19 protein-coding genes are annotated in these 17,064 nt (G+C 43.6%); 5 read left to right on the top strand and 14 right to left on the bottom strand.

Annotated features, from left to right (window positions below):
- Nucleotides 1–345: 345 nt before the first annotated feature.
- The 3 genes from FWF39_RS05040 to FWF39_RS05030 all read right to left on the bottom strand — a co-directional run bounded on the left by FWF39_RS05040 (nt 346) and on the right by FWF39_RS05030 (nt 4,334).
- The gene (locus FWF39_RS05040) at nt 346–849 is read right to left on the bottom strand and encodes a hypothetical protein (protein WP_343382350.1); all 504 of its coding nucleotides are present in this window, start codon (nt 847–849) and stop codon (nt 346–348) included.
- Between the two features lie 184 nt (nt 850–1,033).
- Nucleotides 1,034–3,133 (bottom strand): SMC family ATPase, encoded by a 2,100-nt coding sequence (locus FWF39_RS05035; RefSeq protein WP_343382349.1) that lies wholly within the window; start codon nt 3,131–3,133, stop codon nt 1,034–1,036.
- Nucleotides 3,123–4,334: a DNA repair exonuclease gene (locus tag FWF39_RS05030; RefSeq protein ID WP_343382348.1), complete on the bottom strand. Its 1,212-nt coding sequence runs from the start codon at nt 4,332–4,334 to the stop codon at nt 3,123–3,125. The genes FWF39_RS05035 and FWF39_RS05030 overlap by 11 nt, the downstream gene beginning before the upstream one ends.
- A 181-nt stretch (nt 4,335–4,515) precedes the next feature.
- Here FWF39_RS05030 and FWF39_RS05025 point away from each other — a divergent pair, with 181 nt between their 5' ends.
- Nucleotides 4,516–5,352 carry an AN1-type zinc finger domain-containing protein gene (locus tag FWF39_RS05025; RefSeq protein WP_343382347.1) on the top strand — a complete coding sequence of 279 codons (837 nt, stop codon included), beginning with the start codon at nt 4,516–4,518 and terminating at the stop codon, nt 5,350–5,352.
- A 4-nt stretch (nt 5,353–5,356) separates the two neighbouring features.
- Here FWF39_RS05025 and FWF39_RS05020 read toward each other — a convergent pair whose 3' ends face one another.
- The 3 genes from FWF39_RS05020 to FWF39_RS05010 all read right to left on the bottom strand — a co-directional run bounded on the left by FWF39_RS05020 (nt 5,357) and on the right by FWF39_RS05010 (nt 7,090).
- Complete coding sequence (locus FWF39_RS05020) at nt 5,357–5,524, bottom strand: hypothetical protein (protein WP_343382346.1); 168 nt, start codon at nt 5,522–5,524, stop codon at nt 5,357–5,359.
- Between the two features lie 85 nt (nt 5,525–5,609).
- Complete coding sequence (rpsJ, locus tag FWF39_RS05015) at nt 5,610–5,918, bottom strand: 30S ribosomal protein S10 (protein ID WP_343379444.1); 309 nt, start codon at nt 5,916–5,918, stop codon at nt 5,610–5,612.
- Nucleotides 5,919–6,649: 731 nt separating this feature from the next.
- Entirely contained in the window at nt 6,650–7,090 is a 441-nt protein-coding gene (locus FWF39_RS05010) for an HIT family protein (RefSeq protein WP_343382345.1), read from the bottom strand.
- 58 nt (nt 7,091–7,148) lie between these two features.
- Here FWF39_RS05010 and FWF39_RS05005 point away from each other — a divergent pair, with 58 nt between their 5' ends.
- Nucleotides 7,149–8,171, top strand: a complete 1,023-nt coding sequence (locus tag FWF39_RS05005; RefSeq protein ID WP_343382344.1) for a hypothetical protein — start codon at nt 7,149–7,151, stop codon at nt 8,169–8,171.
- A gap of 81 nt (nt 8,172–8,252) precedes the next feature.
- Here the strand turns inward: FWF39_RS05005 and FWF39_RS05000 are convergent, their stop codons facing one another.
- The 5 genes from FWF39_RS05000 to FWF39_RS04980 all read right to left on the bottom strand — a co-directional run bounded on the left by FWF39_RS05000 (nt 8,253) and on the right by FWF39_RS04980 (nt 12,060).
- Nucleotides 8,253–8,402 (bottom strand): hypothetical protein, encoded by a 150-nt coding sequence (locus tag FWF39_RS05000; RefSeq protein WP_343382343.1) that lies wholly within the window; start codon nt 8,400–8,402, stop codon nt 8,253–8,255.
- The gene (locus FWF39_RS04995) at nt 8,399–9,331 is read right to left on the bottom strand and encodes a trypsin-like peptidase domain-containing protein (RefSeq protein WP_343382342.1); all 933 of its coding nucleotides are present in this window, start codon (nt 9,329–9,331) and stop codon (nt 8,399–8,401) included. The genes FWF39_RS05000 and FWF39_RS04995 overlap by 4 nt, the downstream gene beginning before the upstream one ends.
- A gap of 168 nt (nt 9,332–9,499) precedes the next feature.
- The gene (locus FWF39_RS04990) at nt 9,500–10,129 is read right to left on the bottom strand and encodes a hypothetical protein (protein ID WP_343382341.1); all 630 of its coding nucleotides are present in this window, start codon (nt 10,127–10,129) and stop codon (nt 9,500–9,502) included.
- A 478-nt stretch (nt 10,130–10,607) separates the two neighbouring features.
- Nucleotides 10,608–10,874, bottom strand: coding sequence for a winged helix-turn-helix domain-containing protein (locus tag FWF39_RS04985; protein ID WP_343382340.1), 267 nt, complete (start codon nt 10,872–10,874; stop codon nt 10,608–10,610).
- A gap of 4 nt (nt 10,875–10,878) precedes the next feature.
- On the bottom strand, nt 10,879–12,060 hold the full coding sequence (locus tag FWF39_RS04980; protein WP_343382339.1) for an ORC1-type DNA replication protein: 1,182 nt from the start codon (nt 12,058–12,060) through the stop codon (nt 10,879–10,881).
- Between the two features lie 97 nt (nt 12,061–12,157).
- Between FWF39_RS04980 and FWF39_RS04975 the strand changes: the two genes are divergently transcribed.
- Nucleotides 12,158–12,724, top strand: a complete 567-nt coding sequence (locus FWF39_RS04975) for an arginine decarboxylase, pyruvoyl-dependent (RefSeq protein ID WP_343382338.1) — start codon at nt 12,158–12,160, stop codon at nt 12,722–12,724.
- A 277-nt stretch (nt 12,725–13,001) separates the two neighbouring features.
- A complete protein-coding gene (locus FWF39_RS04970) occupies nt 13,002–15,428 on the top strand; it encodes a hypothetical protein (protein ID WP_343382337.1) in 2,427 nt (808 codons plus the stop codon).
- Between the two features lie 70 nt (nt 15,429–15,498).
- On the opposite strand, the gene FWF39_RS04965 is transcribed toward FWF39_RS04970, so the two are convergent.
- The 3 genes from FWF39_RS04965 to FWF39_RS04955 all read right to left on the bottom strand — a co-directional run bounded on the left by FWF39_RS04965 (nt 15,499) and on the right by FWF39_RS04955 (nt 16,700).
- Nucleotides 15,499–15,813, bottom strand: coding sequence for a hypothetical protein (locus tag FWF39_RS04965; RefSeq protein ID WP_343382336.1), 315 nt, complete (start codon nt 15,811–15,813; stop codon nt 15,499–15,501).
- A gap of 60 nt (nt 15,814–15,873) precedes the next feature.
- The gene (locus FWF39_RS04960; RefSeq protein WP_343382335.1) at nt 15,874–16,308 is read right to left on the bottom strand and encodes a hemerythrin domain-containing protein; all 435 of its coding nucleotides are present in this window, start codon (nt 16,306–16,308) and stop codon (nt 15,874–15,876) included.
- Between the two features lie 83 nt (nt 16,309–16,391).
- Nucleotides 16,392–16,700 (bottom strand): YhbY family RNA-binding protein, encoded by a 309-nt coding sequence (locus tag FWF39_RS04955; protein ID WP_343382334.1) that lies wholly within the window; start codon nt 16,698–16,700, stop codon nt 16,392–16,394.
- A gap of 131 nt (nt 16,701–16,831) precedes the next feature.
- Here FWF39_RS04955 and FWF39_RS04950 point away from each other — a divergent pair, with 131 nt between their 5' ends.
- Nucleotides 16,832–17,053, top strand: coding sequence for a hypothetical protein (locus FWF39_RS04950; protein WP_343382333.1), 222 nt, complete (start codon nt 16,832–16,834; stop codon nt 17,051–17,053).
- Nucleotides 17,054–17,064 lie beyond the last annotated feature (11 nt).

Raw genomic sequence — 17,064 nt, 5'->3', positions numbered from 1 at the left:
TTTTGTACCTGTTTGGGTACGTTTTGCATATGGGTAACCTATGGGTTAACCTAGGTGTAACCTAGATTTAAGGTTTATGGCTAAATTTTAAAAACAGGCGTAAATCAATGTCAAACTATTGACCTAGGGGTAATTTTGCCGAGTTCCGGTTTTATAATAAAAAACATTTTACAAGACCAATTACACAACACATTCATATGACTTCACTAAAAAAAGGACTAATCATGAATATTAAAACAAGCGTTTATCAAAACACATGGCCAAACTTGGAAAAGTTTGGAATCTAATGTACCTGCCAATTTGAAAACAAAAAAAGGAAAGTTGGATTAAGCCAACCGGTTTTGTTTAACTAGTTGCAAAAAGCGAATCGTCGAGGTCGTTCACTTTAATGTCGGAGATAGTATAGCTAATGTCGTCTGCTGTGTAGCTGTAGGTTGCTGATAGGCCATCCCATTTATCTTTGAGTTCAGTTGCAAAGCAATATGCCATCTCTAGATACAATTCATCATCAGCAAATTTGGATTTTGTCCAAGTTTCGCCAAAATCTTTACTTGCATATGATGTGGAATCTTCCAAGTTCAAGATATAACTGTAGCATGCGTCATCCATAACCATGTCAACTCTAACTATATCAGCTTCTCCGTTGAAGTCGTTTATTGCGCAATAATAGTCTAAGCCAGTAGTGCTATCGGCAACCTTAAATTGTAGAGAGTCACCATCAGCAATAGTCTGCGGCTCAGGTGCTGGAGTTGTTTCTGTTTCGTTGTTCATCAAAAGGGCTACTGCGGCTACGGCGACAATAACTACCGCTAAAATTGCAACAATGATGTAGATAGTTTTTTTATCCACTTGAATCACACCATTTTATAGCGATCTCTTTGCTCAAAAAGTAATATAAGCTTTTCCAAAAGCTGGCTCACCTGAAAGACAAATCAAAGAAAAAATACAAGAAAACTACAAGCAAAAAACCAGCCACACAAACAATCCACATCATAAACCCAAAAATAAAAGACCGTGAAAGACAGGGAGCAGTTTAGCGTTCAATAGAGAGCTTACTTGTGTTTGCTTCTTTAGCTATACTAATCACATGATCCGCAGTTACTGCGAAAGCTTCACTGTGAGTAACGGCAATTATCTGCTCAATTGCTCTAAATTTACCAATGGCATCGGCTAAGCGCTCAATACTGCCGTCTTCACTACCCAAATTTTCGGTGGGTTCATCTAACACAAGCATACTCAGACCCTGACCGGTGTGGGATTGCAAAATGAGCTGTCCTAGGCCCATACGATAAGCAAACGCTAAGAGGGTGCGTTCTCCGCCTGAGAGATTGTTGACTTCACGGTTTACCCCGGCTTCGCTTTTTACGTAGGGGGTGTAAGTTTCGTCGATAACCACGTTTAGCATGGGAGTTTCGCCGCCCACTAGGCTGTCTATTACTTGTTGGACAAAGCTGTGCAGCACTTTGACAAATTCGCGTCGGAGTTTAGGCTGGATGCTACGGTAGGCGTCTCGAATGGCACTTAGTAACTCGATGATGCGGCTGATTTTTTCGCTCCGATCAAGTTTTTGTTGAGCTATTTCGAGGCGGTCTTTGATTTCTTGGAGGTGGAGGTTTAGATCGGATTTACGGTTTGCTTTTGTGCGCAGATCTAATTCGGCGGCGTAGTATTGTTTTAGGGTTTGGTCTTTTTGGTCTTTAGCGGCCTGCAACTCAGATATGTCGAATTGGGCGATTTGAGCTTGGCAGGTTTGGAGCTCAGTGTATTGTGCGGCTTCAAGGTGCTGGTGGACTTCTTGTTCCGCAAGCAGATTTTTGAGGTTGTCTTGCTCCTCAACGATTCGAGCAACCAAATCAGTGTTTCTGGTCAGATTGGTCTGCAGATCACCGTATGCTTGGGAGACAGTTGTTTTGGTTTTTTGCAGAGTTGCAACTTCAATACGCAGATGGTTAATGGTTTTTTCTCGATCTAGGTTTGTTTGGGTTATGTTTTTGAGTAAATCGGTCTTGTAAGCACCCATTAGAGGTTGACTACAGACGGGGCATTGGCTGTCTTTTGAGGATTTACTAAGGGTCTCGGCTCTTTTTTGATCTTGGAGAAGGTTTTGGGAGGCAGTTTCCTGTTCGGCTCTTAGTTGAGAGAGTTTGTCATCAAACCCCAAAATATAAACGCGTAACTGATCAAGGGACTGATCTTTGGGTATCCCGGCCTGTTCGAATATGCTTAAATATTGCTTTATTTGGTTGCCAAGAGAAGTTTGGCGTTGAAGAAGGTTGTCAAGTATTGTTTTTTTGCCCTCAATTCGCTCAGTTAGTGAGTTGGATGTTTGGGTCATGTTGGTATAGTTGGCGTTTAGGCGGGCTTCTTTGCGTTTGAGTTCTTCTATGGCGAGTTTTTTTTCTTCGGAGCGTTTGAGGCGTAAATCAGTTTCGTCAAGGGCGGATTTGGCGTTGGTTAGTCGTTGGGTGGATGTCTCAAGGGCCATCACAAGATTGGTAAAGTCTTCGCTTGCGCGGTTGTATTCTGCGCTGAGTTTTTCTAAGCTACAAACATCGGGGTCTTTTTCGTAGACACGTTTTTCGGTTTCAAAGTCGCGTTGGTATTGGGCTATGCTACTCCAGGCGGCCTCATACTCAGCTAAGCCGAAAAATTCGTCGATGCGGATCTGGCGGTCACGGGGTTTGGCATCTAGGAGTTCTTTTAGGTGTTCTTGGCGAAACCAGACGATTTCGCGGTAGAGATCGCGATCTAGACCGGTTATGGTTTTGATTTGTTCTGCAACGGCCTCGTTTTTCATTGAGGCAACGAGTTTTTCGTCTTCGTAGAGTTTTAGTTGTTCGCTGTCTTGATTTAGGGATTTGCCTTTGCGTTTTAATCCGCGGATTAGTTTGTATATGCGGCCGTTTTGGCTAAACTGCAAAGTTACGCGGCAAAAGTCCGCGTCTTCACGCATGAGATAGTCAAAGCTTTTGCGGCCAATGGTGTCGCCAAATAATGCAAAGTCTATAGCGTAGAGTACGCTGGATTTGCCGCATCCCACGCCTCCAACGATGCAGTTAAAGCCCCGGGTGAAGGGCACAGTTGATTTGGTGTGGCTACGAATGTTTTCCAGCTGCACGATGTCAATTTTCATGGGTGAGCTCCTCGATGACTTGTTTAACTTTGGCATCTTGTTTTTGTGCCAGCGGCTCAATCAAATTTAGAGCGCCATGTGCGATGCGTTCAGCGTCTGTTTTGCCATATCGATCAGAGAAAATCTGCACAAAATAGTCAAAGGCCTTAGTTTTTAGGTCTTTGAATTCGCCCTCAAAGATAGAGCGCACTACCTCATCAGAAACCACCGTTTCTCTGAGTTGGACAATAGGATGGACCAAAAGCGCTTTGGGGGCGGCATTGCGGATTTTGGGCACGTCTAATTCGGCGCGGCTAGCCTCTGTGGGCAGGGTACCGCAGAGGATGGGAACGATTATAACATCGGTTTCATCAGCTTCTTTGACCATCTGTACTGCCATCTCGGTGATCTTGGCAGGTGACAAGCCGGTGTAGTCATGTTCTAGGAGAATAAAGCGTCGAGGGGTGTATAGTTCAATTAGCTCAGGGGCGGGTTGACCTTTGTCGTTGACTTGCACATGGTAGAAACCTTTGGTGATTTTGCCTTCATCATAGCCGGAGGATTCTGTGCAACCGCTGTATACTAAAATGCCGCTCTTAAAGCGGCCAGTGTAGCGGTCGTGGATGTGGCCTGCGGCATAGTAGCAAAAGCCATCAGGTAATAATTCGGGGGGAATCTCAGCTTCCATGTAGGAGGGTTTAACGTTGGGTAGGTCTAGGGCGCCGTGAAATACAAAGATGTTAGCGAGATTGGGTTGGGGAGTTGGGGGGTTTTCTTCCATAAAGCGGGGGAGAGCTTCAAGTGTTTTGGGACGGTTATGGTAATTGGGAATACCGTAGACATAGCAACACTCGGGTTTGCTCCAGCAGGAGCCGCGGTGTCGGGGTAGATGAAAGATGAGCCCTGCGCTGTCAAGGGGGTAGAGGATGGTACTGGTTATGGTGTTTGGGGCGGAGTCGTGGCTACCATCTACGGTTAAAACGGGAATATTGGCGTCTTTTAGGCGTTTAAAACTGCGCACCGTATTTTCCAGCGTGTGATTACTGGGTCGGGCTTGATGAAATAGATCACCCGCGATAATCATAAAATCTGGTTTGAGATCGAGTGTTTTGTCCACAACTTCGCTAAATGCGCTGTCAAAGTCTTGTCTTCGGACTTCTAAGCCATACTGGGTGTATCCTAGGTGTAGATCAGATACATGGACAAAGCTAAATGGCTTCAAGGGCAGTCGCCTTCTTGTTTTGGATACTAAGTTATATTAAGTGTTCTTTGAATATAGCGGTTTTATCTTCAGTGTAAACTTGGTCACTATGCATTTTTATGATTTTATAGGTAGTGATGGATAGAGATTTTGGCGTATAAATATAAGAAACCATGGCATTATCAAAGCAAGGCGTCAAACCATGCAATGCCAAAAGTGCACTACAGAAACGGTGATGCCGTTTCGCTGTCCTTTCTGCGGTGGACAATTTTGTAGTCATCACAGACTGCCAGAAAACCATGGCTGTATTGGAATTAACAATGCTAAGGCTCAAACACAGCAACGTGTTGTAATACAGCAAAGTGATGGGTCCTACAATTACAGCTACGTCTATGGTCAAGATCCCTACAGACGTCAACAGCGCATACGTTGGAGCAAAAAAGAAGCCAAACATTTAGGCGTTGCAATTGCACTTGTTATCGGCATTGGTTTTGCGATAGGTATTAGCTTAACGACCAGTATGTATAGTTTTTGGCCGCCGCTGTGGTCATGGGAAGTGATAGGCGTGTTTGCTGTGATTATGACTATGTCTTTTCTTGTGCATGAAATGGCACACAAAGTTATGGCACAAAAAGCAGGTATGTGGGCAGAGTTTAGATTAACCAAACTGGGTGCAATTATTACGTTTATCTCGATATTTGTACCGTTTTTTAAAATGATTGCTCCAGGCGCTATGATGATTGGAGGCCATGCACCCTCAGCTAAGAATATGATAAAAATCGCCATTGCAGGGGTCATTACAAATATGATCTTTGCTGTTGTTTTTTTGAGTTTAGTATTTGGATTACCACTCAACGCTTATACGTTGATGTTTGTCTACGCCGCGTTCTTTAACTCGTTTATGGCAGTCTTTAACTTGATTCCCGTTGGGGTCTTTGATGGTTATAAAATCTTTATGCTAAACAAGAAAATATGGGCGTTAGCGTTTATTCCAGCGGTAAGTATAATGGCATTTATTTGGTGGATATTTTTTATTTGAGGCACTATTCGCCTCTAACAAATAGTAGATAATGGTTTACGGTGTAGTTCCATGTGCCGCCCATTCCGGCGGTGTTGTAGGTGTGTAGTTTCCAGCCTTGGGCTTCCCAATCTGCGATTGTTTTAGCGACGTTATTGTGGTGTCCCACGACTATACATTGCCATTCTTTCAAGTATTTTACCTCTAAGGTGAAAGGTTAGCAATAGAATTTAAGGTGCACGCTAAAGAAAAAGAGACTAGAAGTGAAATTAAAAGGGTTAGATAAGTTCGATTGTTACGTGTACTTCTTCAGGCACGCGGATACGCATAATGCGGCGCATAACGCGTTCTTCAGAGTCAATATCGATGAGGCGCTTGTGGATACGCATTTCCCATCTATCCCATGTTGCGGTACCTTCACCTGAGGGGCCCTTAAGAACAGGCACACGGAGGCGTTTTGTTGGCAACGGTACTGGACCGTTCATTTTTACGCCCGTCTTATGAGCGATGCTACGTAATTCCCCGCAAACCTCTTCAAGCTTCACGTAATCAGTGCTTGTGAGGCGTATTCGTGCTTTTCTTACCATCTTGGTCCATCAATCCATCGTTTTACCGTGTTTAATATACGTTGAGTGCACCTATGAGATTTAGCGGGCACATAAAAACCTTGCGACTACCAAGGAACAAAGCATAGAACAAAGAAAAACCAGAACACACAAAAGACCACTATAAACACCAAATTACCAACAAACCCAACAAAAAACTTGACAAGCACAAACGACCACCACAATCAGCACACCCAACAACATACAAAAAATAAAATCAAAACACAAAAACCACTAACAACTCTTCAAACACAAAAACCCACAAACAAACAAACAAGCACACAAACAGTACCTAAAATGGAAAAAAGAAAAAACCAACTATATTACAACATCGCCAATGCTATAAATTATTTTTCTAATAGATAATAAACTACCCCTTAAATTTTTGTCTAATTATCAGAAGGTTGCCTATTGTCGAAAACCAAAACAGCATAAATGGAAGGTTAGGATACACAAACAGCCCTTCTACAGCGCTAATAACACCGTTCTCACCACCACCATAAAAAATCATTGTCAATTGTGTTGGAGCCCATGTACAACTAACTATGTTTGATGAAGCGGCATTATTTCCTGCAAACACGCTCCATTGAACATAATTTCCATAGACAAATAAAACACACACCACTATATTGAAAACGATTGCAATCTTGACCAACCTCAACATTTTTCTCACCAAAAAGTTTAATCAAAAAAACTATTTAAATTTTTATTAATTATTGCTGAGTCTCTCTGAGGTGACGCCTTATTTTTTCTGCATCAATATCTAATGCTTCAGGCAATCGACCGTGAGTTTGTTCTCGATATGCGGTACCATGAGTGAAACCTTCATGGGGCTTCAACGGAATAACATGCGCATGAAAATGAAAAACCACCTGACCAGATGCAGAACCATTGTTCTGCACCACACGAATACCTTCTGCAACCATAGCATCTCTAACCGCGTGTGCAATTTGTTTAACAACCTTAGATAGGTAAGCAAGCTCAGAGTCAGGCATTTCATAGATATTTTCGTAGTGATTTTTAGGAATCACAAGTGTGTGCCCTTCGTTAACAGGACGGTTGCTCAAAAAAGCCACAACCCAGTGGTCTTCATAGATAAAACTTGCAGGCGACTTTTTTTGGATGATTTGACAGAACACACAATCATCAGACATAGAGGTACCTCACACCAGATGGAGTTAGCTTTAATAGAATTCTCAATGGATATACTTTATGGACACATTAATCGATGACATAGGTAGCTTTCCTCTGCCGCAAGGCATTAAATCAGATGATTACGCCAAAGCCTATGAGCTGGCTCGAGAGGCCATACTTGGGAGGCGAAATCCATGTGAAGATCTTTTTGTAGAGAGGACTTTTTGCTCAGTTGTGGTTGAGTCGTTTAGAAAAAAGCTGGCGGCAGGTTTGGATGTGGCTAATTATCCACAGATCTACAGTGGCATGCGACAAGTTGGCGATGCTATCCATGAAGCCATGGCAGACGGCTCCTTTGTTGTTCCCAAAGAAAGAGCGATTCTACCCGAAGTTTATGTGTTAAATCAGGCGGCTAAACGTTTAAGTGAAGAATTTGGTAAAAAAATCTGCTTACGGATTTCGATGTTTGGCCCCATCGCACAGTACCTCTCAGAAGTAGGTGCAACCGCTTATCCGGATGTATTGGAAGGGATTGCTCAAACCATAAATAACTTTGCTAAAAACAGCATTCTAAACAGCAAATACATTGAAACAACAGTTGTCTCCATTGATGAACCTGGTCTGGGTCATTCTCCTTTTAGCGGCTCAGCGGAGCTTATCAGGGAAACTTTGGAGAAAGCCTACGATTTTTCGGGGCCGACAAAACAGATTCATCTCCATTTCGCTTCAAGTATTCATGATCTCTTAGCAGTAAAGGGACTTGATGTTTTGTCCTTTGAATACGGCGGTTCCCCACAAAACATAAACGAGGTTCCAAAAAGCATGCTAGATGAGACAGACAAACAAATCCGCGTAGGCATCACCCGAACAGATATTGACACCATATGGGCAGAACTCTACGAAAAAGGAGTAACTCAACCCACCTCTGAGCAACTAGTAGAATCTATTGAAACCATACAGAAACGCTATCGGTTTGCTAAAGCAAAATATGGCGATCGGATGACTTTTACAGGCCCAGATTGCGGCATGGGAAGCTGGCCCAATCAAGATACAGCGACATTACTGCTTAAACGTACTGTTGAAGCAGTAAAAACAGCATAACCATTAGACTGCACTATAACTGCCAACAAACATGACATGAAAATAGGTTAGTGAAAAAAATAAAAAATCTGGGACGCTGTTTTAGTTCCAGCGTTTGTCTATAAATAAACGAGTCGATGAAGCAATCGCGAAATCAGCGTTTATTTGGGGCGAAATGAAGGGTCGTTTGCGCAGGGGTGGAGCGGGAAACGGGGAGGGCGGGTCAAGTTCCAGCGGTAGTTTTGTTATCAATCTGGGTGGTCTCCATGTGCTGTGGGGATTATGGTGGCTTCGAGAAGGGTTTCTCTGCGGATTAGGATAGCTTTGGTTTGTTTGCCTATCACGTCTTCTGTGAGTAGCCTTGGCAAGTCATAGAAGTCGGTTACGGGTTTGTCATTGAATTTGATAAGAACATCACCCATAGATAGACCGGCTTGGCGGGCTGGGGAACCGGCTTCGACGCTAAATATCATAACGCCTGTTTCCTGTTCAATACCTGCTTGTTCAGCGATATCTTGGGGAATGGCAACTGTATTTGCGATAATACCTAGATAGCCTCGTTGTGCGGTTCTACCAGTCATGAGGCGGTCGGTGATGGTTTTGACTTTGTTTATGGGAATGGCGATGCCTCTTTGCCAGATGTAGGCGGTGTTTATACCGATGAGTTTACCTTCAGCGTCGACAAGTGGACCACCGCTAAAGCCGGGGTTGAGTTGGGCATCGGTTGCAATGACGTTTTCCATTGCAGTCATACCGCGCCAGCCGCGGACGGTGCTGTTTACGCCAGTTACCATGCCGGATGTGGCGGTGGGTTGGTTTTTGTTGAATGGATTAGCCAATGCCAAAACATATTGGCCTACGTTTAGTTTTTCGCTGTCCCCTAGCGCAATTGGGGTATAGTTCCCTTGTTCGGCTTTGAGTAAAGCGATGTCGTTGTATGGGTCGGTGCCCACGATTTTTGCATTGATGATTTTTTCGCCCTGACCGATTTTGACAGTGCTACAGCCTTGGAGCACGTGATTGCAGGTGATTATATAGCCGTCTTTGGTGATGATGACACCTGTACCGCGAGACATTTGAGCTTTGACGGCAACAACTGATTCAGAGGTTTTTTTGATAAGCGTGCTGGTTGCGTCTGAAACGGATTTGAGGACTTCAAGGGGATTTACTAGTTGGGTCATTTATTTTCACTAAAAGAGAAATGTACAAAACGATATTTGTTGACTAAGGATGAGATAAACTTGGTCACACTATGCAGGTACTTAATTTTGGGGATTTGACATCAGATAGAGAAGACAGTATTTCACAACCATCAGCAAGTTGAGTGATCTCATGTTTGAAATTAAGAGTTATGCAGTTGTGTAGAAGTTAAAGTAACTTGTCGTTTGGGTTGTAATGGGATTAGTCAAGCGGGAGTTTATGACGAATTTGCTGATAAGTGTCATCAGTTGGTAGGATGCTTTGAGAGCTAAATTGAGGTTGTTGTTGGTTAGGAATTTGGCTTCGATGTTTAGGGCGGTGCCTTCTATGTTTGCAGCTATTTGAATTGCGCCGTCCTCGGTAATCCATTTCAAGGTTATGCCTTGGGGAGTTTCAGATATACCTAGCCAGCGGAGCATGCCAAACCATTTACCTCGGAGTTGGAGTATTAGGCGTTGGGTCATTATGTCGGAGGGTAGAAAAGTTTGTATGAGCGGGGTAGTTGGCGTTTCGGTGTGTGGTGAGTGGATGTTGAGCTGGGTAATTTTGGGAGTTACGCGGTAGCCATCAGGTTCTTTTTTGAGGATTCCCTCGGTTTCAAGCCGGGCTAGTATACGTGAGAGTGTTTCGGAATGCAGACCTGTTCTGCGTTTGAGTCCATCAAAGGTGAAGATGGTAAAGTCTTCGGTTTCAATTAATAATAGTACATCTGCATCGCGTTCACTTGGGGAATATTCTGTGGATGGACTTTGCCAATTAGTGTCTATAACAGGTACCATTGTAGAATGGAGTTTTCAAGAGTTTCTTTTGAAGATTACTGAGGTCTATAGTAGTTTTCAGGGAGAAAAACTGGCCGTATACGCACATATATGCCGTGAATTTCACAATGAAGCCTAATGTGGGTTAATGGTTATTTGAGCAACAACTGGGGGTATCGCAAAGTTAGTTACAGCTTTAACTATCAGATAAGGGTATTTTTAAAAATTATAACTGATTGCACAGCGAATCAAGCGCCAGTTGGGATAGGGAATTAAACTATGGGCATTATATGGTTGCTGACGCCAAATTCGCTGTGCATACCTACGATTGGCTTTCCAGCTTTCGGTTTGGCTATAGAATACACTATTGCTCTTAAAATTTACACAAATATTATATATAGATAAAAACAAAATATATATTATATCAACATATTGTTTAGGCCATACACATTTGCTATATTTTGAACAAAACACGCATTAATTAAATGATGTTATTGCTTTAGGCAGTTTGTTTTTCCCAGGCTTCAATCAGGCCTGCAACTGCTTGGGCTTTTGCTGAACTGCTAAATCGATACATGCGCACGCGTCCATAGGTTCGAAGCTCCAATATGCCCTCGGATTCCAAGATTTGGATATGACCACTTATGGAGGTATAGTTTGTATTTAGTCTCCGGGCTATATCTGAAACGTTTAGTTGTCCTAGGGTGTAGATGAGTTTTAGGATTTTTATGCGTGGTCTAGAGCAGAGAATTTCTTCGAGCGCCATGTTTTCACCTTTTTCCTTGGAGGCTAAGATTCATTTCTTGTTCAAGCTCAGCTGCGGGAATGGAGGGCAGAGAGATGCGGTTTGCTCTGCCTCGGGTTTCAGAGCTGACAACTTCTGCTTTTAGGACCCCTAGTTTTGAGAGGTATTGTACATAGAGCCAAATTTGTGTGTGGCTCTTGGGGGGTTCTTCGTATTCTTCGCATATAACTTGGTAGGCTTTTTCGGCTTCGCCGATTTGGACGTAGGCCTCTTGGTTTTCTTTAAAGTAGCGTGCAATTGCTAGCAGGAATAGTTTTTCATGAAAATCCAAAGAGGCTAATTCGCTTCGGTGTAGTGTTGGGATGATAGCAGAGATTGCGTTGCGGATGCATTCGGCGCTGATATGGCCTAATTCTGAGGCATCGGCGTATTTTCCGGCGCGCCATAAAAGTTCAATGCCAAAGCGTGCGTTTCCGGTTTGTGAATGGGCCAGCTCTGCGGTTAAATCTATCACATCATCTTCCACAGCGCCTAAGGTAAAGGCCAAAGCGGCACGGTCGTTTAAGATGTCGATAAGCTGGGGTTTGCCATAGCGTTGTAGGCGAATGATGTTTCGTTGCAGTGTGCTCTTTGCGCTGTCGTCGAGGTGTTCGATGGCGTTTAGGTCACGCATGATAAAGATAAATGAGAGCCGCTGGGGTTGGCCTTGGCGGGTTTCATGTATTCGGGTGAGTTTATAGACGGCATCGGAGCCTACTTTTTCGATAAGACTGTCAAATTCGTCTAGGGTAACTATTAGGGTGGTTTCTTCTTCATCAAGTACCTGCATTAAGGTGGCGAGGATTTCATCAGCGGCATATCCCCGGGCGGGATAGGTGGGGCGAAACGCGGTAACGATTTTGTGCAGAATCGGTTGAAGACTTCCGCGGAATTCGCGGCAGTTGATGTGGACGTAATGGAATTTGAGGTTTTTTCGTTTGGTTTGACTTGTGAGATCTGCCCCAAAGGTTTGGGCAAGTGCGGTTTTGCCGGTGCCCACATCACCGGTTAGGATGACACGTTGAGTCATTTGTGTGGGACACTGTATTATGAAATTGAAGAATTCGCTCAAGAGGCGCTGTTCTTTTTCGCGGTGCGGCAGCTTTGATGGGATATAGTTTATATCCAGTTTGGATTCGTCTCTAAATACGCTATATGAGGTTGTCATTTGTTGCCTCAGTGTATGTGTTTTTTGGGGTAGTGTTAATTCTTTAAACAAAAGCCTAATAAATGCATTCTGCAATCCATATTTTCTGATACATAAGATGATACCAAAATACTTCTTTTTTACAAAGGGAGTCGGCAAACACAAAGAACAACTCCAATCATTTGAGTTAGCTCTCCGAGACGCAGGCATACAAATGTGTAATCTAGTCAGCGTATCTAGTATTGTTCCGCCTGGATGTGAGCTGGTTACACGTGAAAAAGGCCTAAAGATGATTCATCCCGGAGAGATTACTTTTGTTGTCATCGCCCGCAATGCAACCAATGAACCCCACCGGCTGGTCGCCTCATCGGTAGGTGTTGCCATCCCCTCAGGAAAAAATCAATATGGCTATCTATCTGAGCACCACAGCTATGGACAGACAGATGAAACCGCAGGTGACTATGCGGAGGATCTTGCAGCCACCATGCTTGCAACTACTATGGGTATCCAGTTTGATCCCGAGACGGCTTGGGATGAACGCAAACAGCTCTTTAAGACTACGGGTTTGATTATAAAGACAGCAAATACCACTCAGTCAGCAGCAGGCGATAAGAACGGTTTGTGGACTACAACAGTTGCAGCAGCAGTTTTGGTTCCACCAGAAGACAACACAACAGAACGATAAACATAAACAAACTATCAACTCCGATTTTTTCATTTTTTAACTTCTATATGCACAAGTTCTTTAGGTGCTTGTTTTAACGGGCCCGTTTGTAGTTTGCTATATCATATGCCCTATTTTGAGTGTCTTTTTAGATATATCTTGAGGTAAGATATTCCTTAAACCCCAATATATCATTTTTTCAAATGTTACATATATGAAATGTCATTTAAATAGATTTCAGACAATTATCTCGTTTGATAGTTTGATTGATAAGAATCAAGCTTTCAGGTGAATATAAATGAAAAGCAAAACACAAAAAGGCTTAGCGGCCATAATTATGTTTGCGCTTGTTATAGGTTGTTTTGCAGTAATGCCCCTAAAAGCAAACGCGGCGTCCACATATACAGAACCTACCGCACACCAGTTCTATGCTGGCGGCGAAGATGTTCTGTATGCTATCGTCAAAGGTTACACTGGACCCTGGTGTACCCCTGACAGACTAAACTATCCAGGCCTTAACGGCGGGGGAGAATTCTTCTATATCGCCGTAACCAACACATACACAAACGAAGAGTTCGCATCATTCTGCGCTCATGCCGGCTCCAAAAACTTTGCAGGCGACAACACCCTTGGCTGCAGCGGCTACATGACATCCACCGACTTCATCGAAGGCATAAATACAGACGATTTCGTCTACGCCCTCAACTACATCGAAGACCACCTAGGCAACCTAAACGAAGGCAACAACAGAGTCATAACACAAACAGTCATGTGGGCCATATTAGGCGCCATTAATGTCAAAAGTGACGCATTCAGTACAACAAGCCTCAATAATGAACAACAACAACTCGTCAGAGATGCTATAGATGCTATTGAGGAGAAATACGTAGGAGAAGGCAAAATCGTAGACGTAGCCTACTTGACATGCGAAAACCATGAACATGACTTTGAATACTGCCAGCCACAACTGGTCCCATTATACAAAACACCCACCACCCAATACGGTGAACTGCGAATAGAGAAAACCGTAGACGGCATCGCATTTAAAACCTGGCTCAACAGCTACACAGATGAAGAAGCACGCGCAATCCGCCTAGGTGTACAATTCGCACTCTACAAAGCAAACGAAGACGACGGCAGCTATGATGAAACAGCACCCATTGCAACCGTCAGAGGCATCTCAGTCGACGGATATATAGACTTCGCAATAGGCAAACTAGAATCAGGCTACTATGCAGTAGTCGAAACACTCATCACACCAGAAGCAAAAGCAGTCTTCAAAGAGGCTAATGCACCACTATACTTCCACATACGCAACACCGAAACAGGCCACATCTTTAGCGACTTCGACTACGACGCATTCTACACCATCCAAAACGGCTGGGGCAACACACTCGCAACACTAAACCATGGCAACCTCAACATGGGCGGCATCATATTCCCCATCGGCGTCACAAACACCAAAACCGGAACCACATACCCATCCTTCTGCGCACACGGTGGCTCCCAAAACTTTGCAGGCCAAAGCGGCATAGACTGTAGCGGCTACATGGTTGCATCAAAATTAGGCACCGTACTACCAGACAAATATGGCGACTTCGTCCTTGCCTACAACTACATCGAAACCAACTATGGCGACCTAAACAACAACGACAACAGAATCATCACCCAAATAGTCACATGGGTCCTGCTCGAATCCATCGACACCGCAGACATTGACTACGGCATGCTCGGTGATGTATCAGACGCAAACATTTACTCCATACTAGATGTGCTTGATCACTTCGATGAACAAGAAGGCGGCAGAATAGTCGACCTCGTCTATATGGTCTGTGAAAACCCCAACCACGAATTTAAAACATGCCAGCCACAACTAGTGCCCGTTTACGGTGAAGATGTCACATTTGACAACAAAGTACAACAATACGGCAGCATCACACTCAGCTATGACGTAGGCACAAAAGTCAACATCAAAGACTCAATAACAGGCGGCTACTCATCTGAAAATATAGTTGCCCGAGAAAAACAAGCACACAACCTTGACCAAAAACTCGGCACAAAAGGCAACTGGTTCCAATTCAACGAATTCTCCAACGGCATCGGCGGCACATTTGAACTAATAAACGGCAACAACCTAGCAAAAGTCGGCGAATACACAATCGAATACAACCCAAACACACAAGAATACACTCTAACCTTTAGCGACGAACTAATAGGCAGCAGCGCACAACTCTCAATCTCAAACACATTCATACTCAACGCAAAAAACGCCAACGATATCAAAAAAACCCCAGCCAATGTCTATAGCATACCCGACCCTGGAAACAGCAAAAAGACAATAGACTACCTAACACCAATCTGGACATCAGCACCCGGCCAACAACAATTCAGCCTCGGCAACGGACACTCATTTACCTTCAAAGCACCCTGGGTAGACACCAACAAACCAGTATATGTCTATCTACACCTCGGTGGACTCACAGGCTACGCCAACACTGACAAAACACCAGAAACCATCATCCTCAACGTATACTCCGACGAAGCATGTACAATTCGCGCTTGCGAACCAGTTGAGATTTCAAGACACTCCACAGGCTCAACTGAGCTACTCAAAACAGGTCAATACTACTACACAATCACAGCGGCTGGATTGCCTACATTACGCACAATGACTTCAGTCACTGTTACCGCTGGTGTACAAGCACTTCCACCATACAAACCATAAGAAGTCTATAAAATAGTGTCTCTTTAGAGGCGGCGCAAGCCGTCTTCCCTTTTTATTTTTTTGTTTAGCGTTACATGCCCAGTTCTACGGGTTGTTTTAAGAGCTCGAGAATTTGTTTTTCGTGCGCTTGCCGTGCAGCTAAAGGATAGATTTGACGGTCACATTCAAAGAAAAGAGGGTCCTGTCCGATGATACGGCTGAGTTTTTCATCAGATTCAGCATTAACTATGAGCATACTACCCTGATGTCCAATAAGATGATAGGTGAGATCGAGGCTTTTTTCTTTCTCAAGACTCTCAAAATATTTAAACTGTAAAGGCAACAGTTTTGCCCAACGCTCAAGGGGCACATCACGTTTTACCTTCTGTATAATTAAAAACTTCATGCTGATCCTAACGTTGTTAACTGGTTAAAGTATAAATAAATTCACAGAACAACCTATAGCTTAACTTTTATGCACTATCTCATCAAAGTGTTGGCCTAGTTGTGTCCAGTCAGCTTCAGAAAAATAGTCCAATCCAAATGGCGTTAAAGTTTCCTCTTCTTTTAACCAATGGGCATGCATGATATCGTATATGGGGATGAGTTTGTATTTCCAGATTTCTGTGTCGGTACGTTCCGTTTTTAGGGTTTCAAAGAGTTGTTTCATATCGGCATGTTCCACTTCAAGCTCAAAGGCTAGTCCCCGCAACTCAGGTATCTGCATCATCTTAGGAAAAATTGTCAGCTCTTCTGCTTTGTGATGTGTATAGATATTTTGCATAACCTCTTTGAGAGCAATTTCTCGCATCGGCCCATCCTTTGGGGTTGTCTTTGACATTTTAGTAAAAAACCTGCGGTATATATCATGATCACGTTTTATAGATTCACTAAGACCCAAAACAAGTCACCTAACTAATTAATTAACTAAAACAAGTATTGCACTAAAGAAGAAAACGTGGGGATATTTATAGGTTAAATAAATTAGGGTGCAGGCGGCTCGGGTTCAGCGGCTCTGCGTTTTCTAAACAGGATAAACACATGGCCTCTGACTTCTACCAACGCAGACTCTGTTTCTTTTGCAGCTTTATTGGCGATGTCTTCAGCGGTAGTCAACTCTTTGAGTGCCGCTGGCAAAATCCGCACCTTAACCATCTTGTTTCTCTGTAGTTGCTTCTCAATTTCGCTTATCGATTGCGCCGATAAACCATCCTTGCCCACCCAAATCGTTGGGTTTTCATCTTTTAGAACGTGCTTAACATGGCGCTTCATTTTTGATGTTATCTTGATCAATTGCTTTGCGCACCTTTTTTCTTAACATATAGCGAGTGTAATTCCCGCAGTTTAAACATGTTACTACCACGTGAGGCTCCCTTTTTTGTTTTACTCTAACTCGGCAGTTAACTCCATATCTAAACAGGGCATTGCATTCCCGGCAAGTCTCACGCCGAAACTCTAGCGGCAAACGAATTCGAGCCGCCATCGCAATCCGCCGTGCAGACGCTACATACACAGCCGCTAACGTAGGATTTGAGGGCGCGACCTTTTTAGCTTGCCCAAACAATATTTCGATCCGTTGCCGTGCAATCTGCTTGATGCTGGATTGGTTCATCATTCTAACATGCAAAAAGCACATTGCTACATAACAGTTACGCTA

This window comes from Candidatus Bathycorpusculum sp., from assembly GCF_009778815.1.
GTDB lineage: Archaea > Thermoproteota > Bathyarchaeia > Bathyarchaeales > Bathycorpusculaceae > Bathycorpusculum > Bathycorpusculum hydrogenotrophicum.
This window is presented reverse-complemented; position numbering and strand designations above follow the sequence as displayed.

What these genes read in the sequence shown, in the direction of transcription:
- FWF39_RS05035 (WP_343382349.1), bottom strand. Translation starts at nt 3,133, where the DNA reads ATGAAAATTGACATCGTGCAGCTGGAAAACATTCGTAGCCACACCAAA.
- FWF39_RS05025 (WP_343382347.1), top strand. Translation starts at nt 4,516, where the DNA reads ATGCAATGCCAAAAGTGCACTACAGAAACGGTGATGCCGTTTCGCTGT.
- rpsJ (WP_343379444.1), bottom strand. Translation starts at nt 5,918, where the DNA reads ATGGTAAGAAAAGCACGAATACGCCTCACAAGCACTGATTACGTGAAG.
- FWF39_RS05010 (WP_343382345.1), bottom strand. Translation starts at nt 7,090, where the DNA reads ATGTCTGATGATTGTGTGTTCTGTCAAATCATCCAAAAAAAGTCGCCT.
- FWF39_RS05005 (WP_343382344.1), top strand. Translation starts at nt 7,149, where the DNA reads ATGGACACATTAATCGATGACATAGGTAGCTTTCCTCTGCCGCAAGGC.
- FWF39_RS04995 (WP_343382342.1), bottom strand. Translation starts at nt 9,331, where the DNA reads ATGACCCAACTAGTAAATCCCCTTGAAGTCCTCAAATCCGTTTCAGAC.
- FWF39_RS04990 (WP_343382341.1), bottom strand. Translation starts at nt 10,129, where the DNA reads ATGGTACCTGTTATAGACACTAATTGGCAAAGTCCATCCACAGAATAT.
- FWF39_RS04985 (WP_343382340.1), bottom strand. Translation starts at nt 10,874, where the DNA reads ATGGCGCTCGAAGAAATTCTCTGCTCTAGACCACGCATAAAAATCCTA.
- FWF39_RS04980 (WP_343382339.1), bottom strand. Translation starts at nt 12,060, where the DNA reads ATGACAACCTCATATAGCGTATTTAGAGACGAATCCAAACTGGATATA.
- FWF39_RS04975 (WP_343382338.1), top strand. Translation starts at nt 12,158, where the DNA reads ATGATACCAAAATACTTCTTTTTTACAAAGGGAGTCGGCAAACACAAA.
- FWF39_RS04970 (WP_343382337.1), top strand. Translation starts at nt 13,002, where the DNA reads ATGAAAAGCAAAACACAAAAAGGCTTAGCGGCCATAATTATGTTTGCG.
- FWF39_RS04965 (WP_343382336.1), bottom strand. Translation starts at nt 15,813, where the DNA reads ATGAAGTTTTTAATTATACAGAAGGTAAAACGTGATGTGCCCCTTGAG.